This is a genomic window from Winogradskyella wandonensis (assembly GCF_004346845.1).
In the GTDB taxonomy this organism is placed as follows: Bacteria; Bacteroidota; Bacteroidia; order Flavobacteriales; family Flavobacteriaceae; genus Winogradskyella; species Winogradskyella wandonensis.
Map to the genome: position 1 here is coordinate 619,605 of NZ_SMGI01000001.1, position 15,085 is coordinate 634,689.

Sequence of the window (15,085 nt, forward strand, 5' to 3'; positions counted from 1 at the left end):
GTAATGATTAACGATAAAGTACTAAGTATTATACTAGGTGGAGGACAAGGTTCTCGATTATACCCATTAACTGCTTCTAGATCTAAACCAGCTGTACCAATAGCAGGTAAGTACAGGTTGGTAGATATACCTATTTCAAATTGTATCAATTCAGATATAAAACGCATGTACGTGCTCACCCAGTTTAATTCTGCATCTCTTAATAGGCATATAAAAAACACGTATCATTTTAGTTTTTTTAGCTCTGCCTTTGTCGATGTTTTAGCGGCCGAACAAACCATTGCTAGCGACAAATGGTTTCAAGGCACAGCAGACGCTGTTAGACAAAGTATGCATCATTTTCTTCAGCATGATTTTGAATATGCGCTTATTCTTTCTGGCGACCAATTGTATCAGATGGATTTCAATAATATGATTGCAAGACATGAAGAAGCTGGAGCAAAAATCTCGATAGCAACTTACCCTGTGAATGCGAAAGATGCGACATCTTTTGGGATTTTAAAATCCGACGAAAATAATGTCATAACTTCATTTATCGAAAAGCCTTCGGAAGATCAATTAAAAGATTGGAAATCTGAAGTTAGTGATGATATGAAATCTGATGGTAGAGAATATTTGGCATCCATGGGTATTTACATATTTAACAGAGATTTGCTTATTGAGTTAATGGATAACCCAGATACTATAGACTTTGGCAAAGAAATAATTCCGCAATCGATTAACAAACACAAAACTTTGAGCTATCCGTTTGAAGGCTATTGGACAGATATCGGAAATATAGATTCTTTTTTCGAGGCTAATTTGGGTTTAACAGATGCCATTCCAGATTTTAATTTATACGACGTCAATCAGCGTATATATACAAGAGCACGTATTTTACCAACATCAAAAATTTCAGGTACAACGTTAAATTCGTCGGTCATTGCAGAAGGCTGTCTAATTCACGCCGCAATGATTGAGCGTTCCGTTATAGGAATTCGCTCTCGTATAGGCAAGGAATCTACAGTAATTAATACCTATATGATGGGTTGCGATTTTTACGAATCGTTAGAAGAAATACAGTCTAATAACATCCCAATCCTTTTAGGAATAGGAGAGCGATGCTTTATTAAAAACACAATTATTGATAAAAATTGCAGGATAGGCGATGATGTCCGTATCAATGGCGGTAAACATCTTGAAGACAAAGAGACTGAGATGTACCTCATTAAAGACGGCATTGTGGTCATTAAAAAAGGTGCTGTTATTCCTAAAGGTTTTGTTATATAATTTTAGTCCTTTTTACTTTTTCAGTTCTTAAATAAATTACGCAAACGTTGTAATTTATTCAGATGGTCAATTATAGCGTTTCATTACTTAAAATCCACTCTAATTTTATTAAATTCGGAATTTTAAAGTCAATATTTTTTAAAAATGCAAAATCAAAAGCGAGTTGTCATCGATTATGTATCGCCACAAATTAATGATGGTAAATTTTTTATAAAACGAATTGTAAATGAAGTTGTTAACATCGATGCACATGTCCTTGTAGACGGTCACGATGTTATTGGCGCTTCTGTCTTATACAAGCATGAAAAAGATAGAACGTGGAAAGAGACACGAATGCAATTAGTGCATAATGATGAATGGAAAGCCGCGTTTACTGTAGAGAAGCAAGGATTTTATGCTTATAAAGTTGAAGCTTGGGTAGATTATGCACTGAACTGGCAACATGGTATTGAGCGAAAGATTGAAGATAATCAGCATGTTAAATCAGAATTACTTGAAGGTATAGAGTACTTAAAGCCTCTACTTAAAAAGGCTACTGCATCAGAAAAAAAATATCTCCAAATGTGTATTGATGTTTTTGGCGATGAACAACAATACGACAACGCTGTTGCAGAAGCAAAAAGCGAAAAGCTACACGATATTTTCTATAAATATCCCGAAAAATTTTTAGCAAATTCAACGGAAGACTATCAAGTCTATGTAGATAGAAAAAAAGCACTATTTAGCACATGGTACGAGTTTTTTCCACGTTCAGCCTCAGAAATAGAGGGACAGCACGGTACTTTTAAAGACTGCGAAAGATTGCTGCCTCGTATAGCTGAAATGGGCTTTGACACCTTGTATTTTCCACCAGTACATCCAATAGGCTATGTTAATAGAAAAGGGAAAAACAATACGACCGAAGCGTTTGATGGCGATGTAGGTTCAGCTTGGGGTATTGGTTCTCACGAAGGCGGTCATAAAGACATCCACCCAAAATTGGGAACTGTAGAAGATTTTAAGGTTTTGGTTAAAAAAGCCAAAGACTTAGGCATTGAGATTGCTATGGATTATGCACTACAAGCCGCGCCAGACCATCCATGGGTGAAATCGCATCCAGATTGGTTTAAATGGCGGCCAGATGGTACCGTGCAGTATGCCGAAAATCCACCTAAAAAATACCAAGATATTTTACCTATTTATTGGGAAAGTAAGGACTATAAAAATCTTTGGAAAGAATGTTTAGATACGCTCTTTTACTGGATAGATTGTGGTGTTAATGTCTTTAGAGTAGATAATCCACATACCAAACCTTATTATTTCTGGAATTGGATTATTTCAGAAGTTAAAAAGAAACATCTCGATGTGCTCTTCTTAGCAGAAGCCTTTACCAAGCCAAAAGTCATGCAGCAACTAGCTAAGCAAGGTTACACACAGTCGTACACCTATTTTACGTGGCGAAATACAAAGCAAGAACTTGTGGATTATATGACTGAGCTTACGCAAACCAATCAACGCGAATATATGCGCCCAAACTTCTGGCCAAATACGCCTGATATTAATCCATTTCATTTGCAAGGTGCTAACGAGTCTAAGTACATGCAGCGCTACGCACTAGCAGCGACATTAAGCTCTAATATTGGTATTTACGGACCTGTATTCGAGCAGATGATAGATGATGCCATTCCTGGTAAAGAGGAATATTACATGTCCGAGAAATTTCAGCTTAAACATTACGATTGGTTTAAGCAGAATAAACTAACGATGATTATTTCAAAAATTAATCAAATTCGTCATCAGCACGAAGCTTTACAACAGACCAACAACATTAAATTTTGTCATGTCGAAAATGATAATCTTTTAGCTTTTTACAAGTGGAATCAAGACAAAACGGATGAGCTTTTAATAATCATTAGTTTAGACCAATACTACGCACAACAGGGAACTGTACAATTACCGCTACAAGAATTAGGTATTTATAACGGTCAACAAGTTACCGTGAAAGATTTAGTTACAGGAAGCAGTTACAATTGGCATAGCGAGTGGAATTTTGTAGAGTTGCACCCAACCTTACCATTTCATATATTTAAGATAAATAAATAGAAAATGGCCAAGAAATCGTCGTCATCTAAAATACAGAAAACAGCGCTCTACAATTTTGATACACGATGGGAAGAACTTATGGAAAATAAGGACTTCGTAAAGGTGTTTCTTTCAGATGTTCTTGAAGATTACATTATTAAACAGCGTTGGTACGGCGGAAAGGCTAGTAAGCTAAAGTATATTGAATTAGCAGAATATTTTAGAATTCAGCAAAATGAAGAGGTTTACTATGGTCTAATCTTGGAAGTGAATTTTGTTGAAGCGTTTTATCAACATTATTTTTTGCCAATAGCGTTTGTGTCGGACGAAAATTTTGCCCAAGATGATAGAATTTTACCAATTAGTATACAAAATCAAGAAGGGTTTATTATCGACGCTATTAATCTAGAAGCGTTTAGAAAAGTAGTCTTTGAACGTATTTTAACGGCTGTTCCTAACGATACCACTCGAGTTCAGTACAATAAAAGTTTATTGTTTAAGGATGTTACTTACGAATCGTCTCGGTTTATGGGATTTGAGCAAAGTAATACCTCAATAGTCTATAACGAAAAGTTTGTTCTCAAATTCTTCAGACGTATATATGCAGACCGAAATCCAGATTACGAGATGAGTCGTTTTCTTTCAGAGAAAAAAGAATTCAAAAATACACCAGCATATTTAGGTAGTATTCAAATTAAAGACAACGAAAACATTAATATTACCATTGGGTTAATGCAGGAAATGGTAGAGAATGATGGAGATGCTTGGGAATACATGCTTTCGGAGTTGCACAAAGTGTTTTCTAATTTAGAGTACAAAAGCATCAATGTTTCGGATTTACCAAGAACCGAAGATTTTTTGCGTCTAGATATTAGAGATGTTCCACCACAGATTATCGATTGGGCAGGGCTAAACATTTTTACAAAGATTCAGAAATTAGCAAAACGCACTGCCGAGATGCACATTGCTTTGGGGTCGGAATTCGAGGATACGGCATTTACACCAACACGCTTTAATAACGATTATACAGTTTGGTTAAAAAATAGACTGTTGTACCAATTTCAAAATCGGTTAAATACCGTAGAAAATAACCTCCATAAGCTCGATGGTTTGGCGTTGGAATTGGCCAATGAGTTTTTGGATAAGAAAAACGAGATAAGAAAACGTTTTGTTAGCTTTGATTGGACCAAATTAAAAAGCGAACGCTTACGTGTTCATGGCGATTATCACTTAGGGCAATTGCTTGTAAAAGGTGATGATTTTTATATACTAGATTTTGAAGGCGAGCCAGAAAGTACAATTAGAGACAGAAAAGTTAAGCAACCACCTCTTAAAGATGTAGCAGGCATGTTTCGCTCCTTTCATTATGCCATTTACGCCACAATATTCAACAATATTAAATTATATAAGCATTCTCAGGTAGAACTGTTTGAAGCTGGAGAAATTCTATACCAATACCTGGTTGGTGTATTTTTAGGAACTTATGTTTATGAGATACAAGAGGCAAATATCAATATTGGTTATAACCAAGAGCGCATTTTCTTGTTGAAATATTCATTACTAGAAAAAGCAGTTTACGAGTTGGGTTACGAGCTTAACTCACGTCCACGATGGGCTGTTATTCCGCTCAAGGGAATTTCAAACATTATCAACAACTAATTTATGGCAGAAGTAATACCGCACAGTCTATTTACAGAATTTGATATCAACCTATTCAAATCAGGGAAGCATTACCGATTATACGAGAAATTTGGTTCTCACATCATGACTTTAAATGGTGTCGAGGGCACCTATTTTGCTGTTTGGGCGCCGAGTGCTAAATCTGTATCTGTCATAGGCGATTTTAACTTTTGGTTAGAAGGAGAGCACCAGCTTAATGTACGTTGGGATCAAAGTGGTATTTGGGAAGGCTTCATTCCAGGTGCTGGAAAAGGCAGCATTTATAAGTACAAGATACAAAGCCATCATAACGATATTAAAACCGAAAAGGCCGACCCATATGCCAGACGCTGTGAACATCCTCCAAAAACAGCATCAATCGTTTGGGATGACAACTACAAATGGAAAGACAATAATTGGATGAAGAAAAGAGCAAAGCATAACGCGCTAGATGCTCCTTTTTCGGTTTATGAAGTACATCTCGGTTCTTGGAAAAAACAAATTGAGGAAAACCGTTTTTTGTCTTATGTAGAATTAGCGGACGATTTGGTTAATTATGTAAAGGAGATGAATTTTACACATGTAGAGTTAATGCCTATAATGGAGTATCCTTACGACCCATCTTGGGGTTATCAGCTTACAGGTTATTTTGCTCCAACATCGCGTTTTGGATATCCCGAAGAATTTAAATTACTTGTTGATAAATTACATCAAAACGATATAGGAATTATTCTCGATTGGGTACCATCGCATTTTCCCGAAGATGCGCATGGCCTCGGTTTTTTTGATGGTTCCTGTTTGTACGAACATCCAGACAAGCGAAAAGGCTACCATCCAGACTGGAAGAGCTTAATCTTTAATTATGGTCGAAACGAGGTAAAATCGTTTTTAATAAGCAACGCTATTTTTTGGCTAGACCAATATCATGCAGATGGATTGCGAGTTGATGCCGTGGCATCGATGTTATTTTTAGATTACAGTAGAGAAGATGGTGAGTGGGAACCAAACATGTTTGGTGGGCGTGAAAATTTAGAAGCCATCTCTTTTATGCGCGAAATGAATGAAGCGGTTTATGAAAGCTTTCCAGATGTACAAACCATTGCCGAAGAATCAACGTCTTTTCCAATGGTATCAAAACCAACCTACATTGGCGGTTTAGGATTTGGTATGAAATGGATGATGGGATGGATGCACGATACGCTTCAGTATTTTGCTAAGGAACCAATCTACAGAAAGCACCATCAGAACGACTTAACCTTTAGTATGACCTATGCGTTTACAGAAAATTTTATGCTACCACTAAGTCACGATGAGGTGGTTTACGGTAAGCATTCTATTTTAGGACGTATGCCAGGAGATGAGTGGCAGCGTTTTGCAAATTTGCGTTTGTTGTATAGTTATATGTTTACACATCCAGGAACAAATCTATTATTTCAAGGTGCAGAATTTGGACAGAGTGAAGAGTGGAATTTTCAGCAAAGCTTAGATTGGCATTTATTGCAATACGAACCGCACAAAGGCGTACAAGCTTTAATAAAAGACTTAAATACACTCTACAAAAAAGAACCAGCATTATTCGAGAAACAATTTTCTGCGGACGGTTTTGAATGGATAGACTACAATGATTCTGAAAATTCTGTATTGGTTTACATCCGAAAAGGAAATGACACCAAAGACGATTTGGTCGTTGCCTGCAATATGACACCAGTTCCAAGAGAAAATTACAAAATGGGTGTATCACGAAAAGGAAAACTCAAAGAAGTTTTTAATAGTGACTTAAAAAAGTATTTTGGAAGTGGAGCCTACAAGAACAAAATGCAAACTACAAAGGATGAAGCTTGGCAGTTTAGAGACCATTCCATCGACGTAGATATTCCACCTTTAGGAATGGTTGTTTTTAAATACGCTTAGTCACAAGTTTTAAGTAAACTTTATTTAGAACAACAAAAACCTTGCCTTTAGAGAGTACAAAACAGAGAGTTTAGTTTTGGAAGAGGCTCGCAATCGATGTAGTTAATAAACATCGTATAATTAGTGATTTCAAGTCTTTTATAAGTTGGTTTTTTTCCGTTTTTTTACGCACATTTTACATTAAAATCGTGCTATGATTGTAAATACCGAATTAGAGAATAAAGGAAACCAGTTTCCTTCAAAAATAATAGACTTTAAAAAGGATGTCGATAGACTTTATTTTTATACCAATAACGATGTCATCCTTCAACTAACTGTTGTAAGAGACAGTGTTTTACGTTTCCGATACACAACAGTAGGCAACTTTGATAATGACTTTTCTTATGCCATTACAAAATATGCAAGTACTGGCTATAACGAATTAAAGATTGAAGATGGTAAAGAAAAGTACAGTATTATTACCTCGAAACTTAGGTGCGAAATTTCTAAAGAGAGTCTTCGTGTAAGTATTTTTGATGTAAAGGATAATACTCTAATTAACCAAGATGAAATTGGTTTTCATTGGGAAGAAAGTTACGAATACGGTGGCAACATTGTAAAAATGAGTAAGGTCTCCAATGAAGGCGAAAGCTATTACGGACTAGGAGATAAACCTAATCATTTAAACCTAAAGGGAAAGCGTTATACCAACTGGGTAACGGATTCTTATGCTTATGGTAAAGACACCGACCCAATTTATAAATCCATTCCGTTTTATACAGGCTTACACCATGGTAAAGCTTATGGTGTCTTCTTTGATAATACATTTCAGAGTTTCTTTGACTTTGCAAACGAACGCCGAAACGTAACGAGTTTTTGGGCGCAAGGAGGCGAAATGAATTACTATTTTTTCTATGGCCCAAAAATGACAGATGTCGTAGAAAGTTATACGGATTTAACAGGAAAACCTCACCAATTACCGCCAATGTGGGCGTTGGGCTTTCATCAATGCAAGTGGAGTTATTATCCAGAAAGTAAAGTTAAAGAGATTACATCTACGTTTAGAAAGCTTCAAATACCATGTGATGCTATTTATTTAGATATCGATTATATGGATGGTTTTCGTTGCTTTACATGGAATAAAGAGCATTTTCCTGACCCAAAACGTATGGTCAAGGAGCTAGAAGATGATGGCTTTAAAACTGTTGCTATAATTGATCCAGGAATCAAAATAGATAAGCATTACTCTGTTTTTAAAGAAGGATTAGAAAAAGATTACTTCTGTAAACGAGCAGATGGTGCTTATATGAAAGGAAAAGTATGGCCAGGCGAATGTTATTTCCCAGATTTTACAAGACCAGAAGTAAGAGATTGGTGGTCAGGACTTTTTAAAGAACTTATTGAAGAGGTTGGTATTAAAGGTGTATGGAACGATATGAATGAACCAGCCGTTATGGAAGTGCCAAACAAAACCTTTCCAGACGACGTTCGTCATGATTACGATGGAAATCCATGTAGTCATAGAAAAGCGCACAATATATATGGGATGCAAATGGCTAGAGCGACTTATCATGGTCTTAAAAAATTCCGATATCCAAAGCGCCCTTTTGTAATAACAAGAGCAGCTTATTCTGGTACTCAACGCTATACATCAACATGGACTGGAGATAATGTGGCAACATGGGAGCATCTTTGGATAGCTAATATTCAGGCACAACGCATGGCAATGTCTGGTTTTGGCTTTGCAGGTAGTGATATTGGCGGATTTGCCGAACAACCACAAGGCGAATTATTCACACGTTGGATTCAACTAGGAATTTTTCATCCATTTTTTAGAGTACATTCCTCAGGTGACCATGGTGATCAGGAACCTTGGGCATTTGATGAAGATGTAACAGATATCGTTCGTAAGTTTATAGAAATTAGATATCAACTCCTTCCGTATTTATATACAGCATTTTGGAACTATGTCGATCATGGTACACCTATGCTTAAATCGTTAGTCTTATACGACCAAGAAGATGTACAAACACATTATAGAACAGATGAGTTTATTTTTGGTGAACACATTTTAGCTTGCCCTATTTTAGAACCAAATGCAAAAGGTCGCCGAATGTATTTACCAAGAGGTAGCTGGTATAATTACTGGACGGATGAGGTTGTAAAAGGCGGAAAAGAAATGTGGGTCGATGCCGATATTGATAGTATGCCTATTTTTGTGAAAGAAGGCGCTATAATTCCTAAATATCCTATACAGCAGTATGTCGGAGAAAAGAAAATTACAGAAATAACGCTAGACGTCTACTACAAAGAAGGAAAGGAAAATAGTGAATTGTTCAGTGATGCTAATGATGGATATGATTATACCAAAGGACGTTATAGTCTTAGAAATTTTGCATTAACAGGTCGCAAGGATGAGCTGATAATTAATCAGTTTAAAGAAGGCAAATACATCACCGAGTATGCTTCATTTAAAATAAATATACACGGTTTACCTTTTGATATTAACGAAATCGAATTAGATAATCAGACGATTTCTCTGGAGCATATTAAGGTTAATGGCACGCATAGCATAGTTGTAGATAAGAATTTTTCAGAACTACATTTCAAAGCCTAGAATTTCAAACACTAATTCTTAATTTAATTAATTCTAAAGAACAAACCTTTTTTGTATTTTAGTATTTAATACAATTCCATCAACTATGAATTTTAAAAAATCTATAGCCATAATAGGGCTACTTTTAGTCTTTATTTCTTGCGCAACGAATCCATTTACCGGAAAAAAAACAATGGCGTTTGTATCAAACGATCAGCTGTTTCCAGCTTCTTTTTCTCAGTATAACCAAGTTTTAAGTGAAAATAAAGTTGTTACTGGTACATCGGAGGCCGAGATGATTAGACGAGTTGGACAACGAATAGCAGTTGCCGCTGAGCGTTGGCTTAATGCTAACGGACATCAAGGTTATTTAAAAGATTACAAGTGGGAATACAAGCTCATTGAATCTGAGCAAGTTAACGCTTGGTGTATGCCAGGTGGGAAAATAGCATTTTATACAGGTATTTTACCTATAGCAGCTAACGAAACTGGTGTTGCAGCAATCATGGGGCACGAGGTAGCACACGCTTTGGCCAATCATGGTCAGCAACGTATGAGTGCTGCGTATCTGCAACAAGGTTTAGCTTTGGCTGGCAATGTGGCATTTATGAACGATCCACAAAAGCAGCAAATATTTAACCAATCTTTTGGTGTCGTATCAACTGTTGGTGGAATGTTACCATTTAGTCGTTCTCATGAAACCCAAGCTGATGAAATTGGCTTACGATTAATGGCTCTAGCTGGTTATAACCCAGATGAAGCTTCAGAATTATGGAAACGAATGAAGGCAAAGAGTGGAGGACAAGCACCACCTGAGTTTTTAAGCACGCATCCAAGCAACGATACAAGAATTAATAATTTAAAAAAATGGGCTCCTGATGCTAAAGCAGAAGCAGCAAAATTTGGTGTTACAGAATTTAGACCAATTAATTAATATTAAGATTATAATTTATTGTTTACTTTAGAAGTCGCTCAAATGGGCGACTTTTTATTTTATAACCTATGACTACATTTCAAAAAGGCAGTAAAAAACTAATTAACGCTTGGGCTTTTTATGATTGGGCTAATTCAGTATACACGCTTACAATTGCATCTTCAATTTTCCCAATATTTTATTCAACATTATTTACAGATAAGAACGAATTAGTAAGTGCTTTTGGTTTTGAAATGAAGCAGACGGTTCTTATTTCTGTAATAACAGCATTTACATTTTTGGTGGTTGCAGTGTCTTCTCCAATTCTTTCTGGAGTTGCAGATTATGTTGGTAACAAAAAGAGTTTTATGAAGTTCTTTTGTTATATGGGAGGACTTGGATGTATGGGATTGTACTGGTTTAATTTAGACCTAATCCATACGAGTCTATTATTTTACTTCATGGGGCTTTTAGGTTATTGGGGTAGTCTTGTATTTTATAATTCGTATTTACCAGATATCGCTTTCGAAGAACAACAAGATGCAGCAAGCGCCAAAGGTTTTTCTCTTGGGTATATAGGTAGTGTGTTACTGTTATTATTGAATTTGGGAATGGTTATGTTTCCAGAATATTTTGGTTTTGATGTTAGTATTTCAGAGGATATAGCCAAATCAGGTAACGAATTAGCTATTTCCGAAGCTACAGAAACTGCGAAAAATATAGCCGCTGTAAAAGCAATGAAAATATCTTTTATAACTGTGGGTCTTTGGTGGATAGGTTTTAGTCAATATACATTTTATGTTCTCCCTAAAGGTGTTTCGAGCGGCCATAAAGTCACTAAGGAAGTACTATTAAATGGATTTAGAGAGTTAAAAGCGGTTTGGCAAGATCTAAAAAGAAATTTAAGATTAAAAAGATATCTAAATGCCTTTTTTGTATTTAGTATGGCGGTACAAACCATTATGTTAATGGCCGTATATTTTGGTGAAAAAGAAATTTTGTGGGGTTCGGATAATGAGAAAACCGTAGGGCTTATAGTTAGCATTCTTGTTATTCAACTGGTAGCCATACTAGGTGCAATATTTACCTCTAGAGCATCTGCTAAATATGGTAATATTAAAACGCTAATTGGTGTAAATACGATTTGGATGTTGGTATGTATTTATGCTTATTTTATGGAAACGCCAATGCAATTTTATATAGCAGCAGGTATAGTAGGTTTAGTAATGGGAGGTGTACAGTCTTTAGGTCGCTCAACGTACTCCAAGTTTTTACCCGAAACAGAAGATACTACGTCCTATTTTAGTTTTTACGACGTCGCTGAAAAAATAGGAATTGTAATAGGAATGCTCATTTTTGCAATCGTCGACCAGATAAGTTCTATGAGATATGCTATTTTATTTTTATTTATGTTTTTTTTGGTAGGTATCATAATGCTTTTTAGAGTGCCAGAAAATAAAACAAACTAATTTATGTTATGTTTGTACTAACCATTCAATATTCAATGTTTTAGATTATGAAAAAAGTTTTAGCTCTATTTTGTGTATTTGTTCTATGTTCTGCGTTTCAGTGTGATGATGAGCCTTTGGAAGGTGAGTTTGTGACTGAAGACCAAGCCGCTTGCGTATTGGCAACAGAGAACACGATTGAAGCTGCATTGGCTTTTTTAGGAGCAACAGAAGATAACTACACAGATATATGTAATACTTATAAAACGGTTATAGAAGCTCAAATTGCAGCTTGTGGTGATGATAATGGCGAATTACAAGCTTTAATAGACGAATTAGGAGATTGCACTCAGGAACAGAACGAAAATGATATTTTAGGGACATGGTTGTTAACAGCTTGGATTGGTGAGGAACCTGTTGATTTAAATAATGACGGTACCGGGAGCACTAATTTCTTAGAGGAAATGGATTGTTACAATAACGAAACTCTAGTATTTAACGATGATGGTACTGGTGCATCAATTAGCACGTCTTATGCAGACATTGAAATATTTCTTGACCCAGACAATTCAGAAGAATTTGATTTCACAGTAGATTGTATTCTTGAAAATGAAACGACTCAATTTACTTGGACTCAAGATGGAAATATCATTACAACTACAGATGTTTTTGGAACTTTCGATTGGACTTTGGAAGGCAATACTTTGTCAACCACTATTCCAGAAGGGTTTACTGTAATTAATACTGAAGATGCTACAGTTAATACAATACAGGACTTAACATTTGTATATACTAAACAATAAAAAAAAGCCGCTAAAAGCGGCTTTTTTGTTTTATAAGCATAATTTCTAATTCTCAATACTACCAGAACCAACTACTTTAGTATCTGTACTAGTTGGATTTCCACGATATTCAATATCACCAGATCCAGCTACTCTCGCCTTAAGCTCACCAGAACAATTAATAGAAATGTCACCAGATCCTGCAACAGAAGCATCAACATTTACAGATTCTAACTTAAACCCATGAAAATCGCCAGAACCAGCAACATTTGCTTTGAGATTTTTAGACCTACCTTTTAAAGTTAAATCACCAGAACCAGAAACACTAGCTTTTGTGTTTTCTGAGTTAATATTTAGTATTAAATCGCCAGAGCCAGCTACCGATGCTGAAAACTCATCTGCATTAATAGTGCCTTCGTTCCAAACATCTCCAGAACCCGATAGCGAAACAGTAGTAATATCTCTATAAGGAACTGTAATCAATAAAGGTGTATTATTACTAGGTTTAAGATTTTTTCCTTTTTGAACTTTGATAATCAAATTTCCGTTTTTTACTTCTGTGACAATATATTCTAATAAATTAGATTCGCCTTTTATGGTTATTTTACCTTCCTCGCCTTCTACAAGCTTAAAATCCATAAAACCTGCACATTTAATACCGTCGTAGTCACTAGTTGTCCTTGTAATTGTGGTAACATCTCCGTTACCTTTTACACCTTTTCCGCCCCACCATTGGGCATTAGAAGTTGTTAATGCACCTAATAAGATAAAACTGAAGATTAATTTTAATTGTTTCATAATGTGTTGATTTAATAATTAGTACTATTCGATTTTTGATTGATTGTATTATTGCTTTTTAAACGTTACGCTTCCAAATTCTGAATTTATTTTTAAAACGTTTTGTGTACTGCTAGAACCATAATACCCTAAGTAATATTTGTCTGAGCTGTTTATTCTTTTTTTAATGAAGATAAAATCTTCAGTATTTTTTAAAGAAGCGTGCTCCAAATTAATATCAAAATTAAAATTGTAATCAGAGGCATAACCCAGCGTCATACTGGCATGCTCTCCATCTATTTCTACATTTTGGGCATTTGAGGCTATTTTTTCAATTTTTATAGTTCCAAAATCAGATTTTACAGAAGCGTTTTTATACACATTTCCTATGCGCAGGGTAAGGTGGTCTGCATTGCCCTTAATGTTATTTACATTATCTACTTTTAGTGAGTTAAAATCGCAATTATAAGTTACATTTTCAGCAACTTCAATATGTCCAGATGTGTGGTCGCTATTAATAATAATGTTATTTGTTTTTGCAATGGTATAGCTACTAAAATCTGCATTTATGCGGCCACTTTTTATGTATTCAAAATAGCTGTCTTTGGTATGGTTAAAATTAAGCTCGTTATCGTCTGCCATAAGCTCCCTGGTTGTGATTCTACCATGGTCACAGTTTATTTTTGCTCTTCCCTTTAATGTGTCTACGGTAACACTTCCAAAATCGTTACTAATATCTATACCGTTAGTGATTGGAAGTTTAATGACATAATTAATCTCTAGTTTAAGATTCATTTTTTTGCCCCAATTCCACCAGTTTGATGAATTTTTTTCAATTTTTGTGATTGCAGAAACCGTGGTGTTGCTTGAAGAAAAATCGACATCTATACGCTCTAAACGGTCTTCTACCTTGTCTGCGTCGTTGCCACTTACTCTAATTAAAATATCAAATTCTATAGTATTTTTATCCCAAGTAATAATATCGACATTCCCAAATTTATTACTCACTTTAAGCGTAGCATTGTTGTCTACAACATACGATTTTTGAATTACGCGCTCTCTAGTTGTAATAGCCTCTTTAGTAGTGGTATTATTGGCAAATATTAATGTTGGTAATAAAAATAATATAATGCTTAGCTTATAAGGTAATTTCCGTTTCATATTGTTTTTGCTTTAAGTCTTTTATTTTTTCTAATATGTTGTTAAGAATATCTATTCTGCTTTGAAAGTTTGAAATCATGGCATTAATAACGCGCTCATCGTTTCCACTTTGTTTAAGATTTGTTTTTAAGATAGCATAGTCGTCCTCTAAAGCTTTTAGTTGGCGCTCAGTCTCATAAATAATATTTTCTGTAAGTGGAGAGCGTTCTGCTTCCAGTTTTTTTAACTCTTCACTAATAGTCGCTGTGAGAAAACTTTGTACTTCGGACATCTCTGGAGAAACACTCGCTAAGTCATTCTTGGCGTCGTTGGCTGCTATAAACTTAAAAGCCCCTAAACAAATAACAATACTTGCCGCTATAGCCAAAAAGGGTTTCCAAAACCTAGATTTTGGTGAGGCTAAATCTTGTGAGTTCTTGCTCAGTTTTTCGATAAATCGTACCTCATGTTTCGTTGCAGGCTCTTCAACATCAAACTGACCTTTAAGGTCTTGGAATAACTGTTCTAGATTATCTTTTTCTTCCATCTT

General features: G+C 35.5%; 11 protein-coding genes. 8 read left to right on the plus strand and 3 right to left on the minus strand.

Annotation, left to right across the window (positions count from 1 at the left end):
* The first annotated feature begins 3 nt into the window (after positions 1-3).
* The 8 genes from DFQ05_RS02895 (at position 4) to DFQ05_RS02930 (ending at position 12,639) form a co-directional block, all read left to right on the plus strand.
* On the plus strand, positions 4-1,269 hold the full coding sequence (locus tag DFQ05_RS02895) for a glucose-1-phosphate adenylyltransferase (protein ID WP_132703394.1): 1,266 nt from the start codon (positions 4-6) through the stop codon (positions 1,267-1,269).
* Between the two features lie 144 nt (positions 1,270-1,413).
* On the plus strand, positions 1,414-3,351 hold the full coding sequence (locus DFQ05_RS02900; protein WP_132703396.1) for an alpha-1,4-glucan--maltose-1-phosphate maltosyltransferase: 1,938 nt from the start codon (positions 1,414-1,416) through the stop codon (positions 3,349-3,351).
* A 3-nt stretch (positions 3,352-3,354) separates the two neighbouring features.
* Positions 3,355-4,989: a trehalose synthase gene (locus DFQ05_RS02905; protein WP_132703398.1), complete on the plus strand. Its 1,635-nt coding sequence runs from the start codon at positions 3,355-3,357 to the stop codon at positions 4,987-4,989.
* Positions 4,990-4,992: 3 nt separating this feature from the next.
* Positions 4,993-6,900 (plus strand): 1,4-alpha-glucan branching protein GlgB, encoded by a 1,908-nt coding sequence (gene glgB / locus DFQ05_RS02910; protein WP_132703400.1) that lies wholly within the window; start codon positions 4,993-4,995, stop codon positions 6,898-6,900.
* Positions 6,901-7,093: 193 nt separating this feature from the next.
* Positions 7,094-9,496, plus strand: coding sequence for a glycoside hydrolase family 31 protein (locus tag DFQ05_RS02915; protein WP_132703402.1), 2,403 nt, complete (start codon positions 7,094-7,096; stop codon positions 9,494-9,496).
* A gap of 85 nt (positions 9,497-9,581) precedes the next feature.
* Positions 9,582-10,409: a M48 family metallopeptidase gene (locus tag DFQ05_RS02920; protein WP_132703404.1), complete on the plus strand. Its 828-nt coding sequence runs from the start codon at positions 9,582-9,584 to the stop codon at positions 10,407-10,409.
* A gap of 68 nt (positions 10,410-10,477) precedes the next feature.
* The gene (locus DFQ05_RS02925) at positions 10,478-11,857 is read left to right on the plus strand and encodes an MFS transporter (RefSeq protein WP_132703406.1); all 1,380 of its coding nucleotides are present in this window, start codon (positions 10,478-10,480) and stop codon (positions 11,855-11,857) included.
* A 47-nt stretch (positions 11,858-11,904) separates the two neighbouring features.
* The gene (locus DFQ05_RS02930; RefSeq protein ID WP_132703408.1) at positions 11,905-12,639 is read left to right on the plus strand and encodes a hypothetical protein; all 735 of its coding nucleotides are present in this window, start codon (positions 11,905-11,907) and stop codon (positions 12,637-12,639) included.
* Positions 12,640-12,684: 45 nt separating this feature from the next.
* Here DFQ05_RS02930 and DFQ05_RS02935 read toward each other — a convergent pair whose 3' ends face one another.
* The 3 genes from DFQ05_RS02935 to DFQ05_RS02945 are packed head-to-tail and all read right to left on the minus strand — an operon-like array spanning position 12,685 to position 15,082.
* The gene (locus tag DFQ05_RS02935) at positions 12,685-13,416 is read right to left on the minus strand and encodes a head GIN domain-containing protein (RefSeq protein WP_132703410.1); all 732 of its coding nucleotides are present in this window, start codon (positions 13,414-13,416) and stop codon (positions 12,685-12,687) included.
* 48 nt (positions 13,417-13,464) lie between these two features.
* Positions 13,465-14,556 (minus strand): hypothetical protein, encoded by a 1,092-nt coding sequence (locus tag DFQ05_RS02940; RefSeq protein ID WP_132703412.1) that lies wholly within the window; start codon positions 14,554-14,556, stop codon positions 13,465-13,467.
* Positions 14,534-15,082 carry a hypothetical protein gene (locus DFQ05_RS02945; protein WP_132703414.1) on the minus strand — a complete coding sequence of 183 codons (549 nt, stop codon included), beginning with the start codon at positions 15,080-15,082 and terminating at the stop codon, positions 14,534-14,536. Before DFQ05_RS02945 ends, DFQ05_RS02940 begins: the two co-directional genes overlap by 23 nt.
* Between the last annotated feature and the right edge of the window lie 3 nt (positions 15,083-15,085).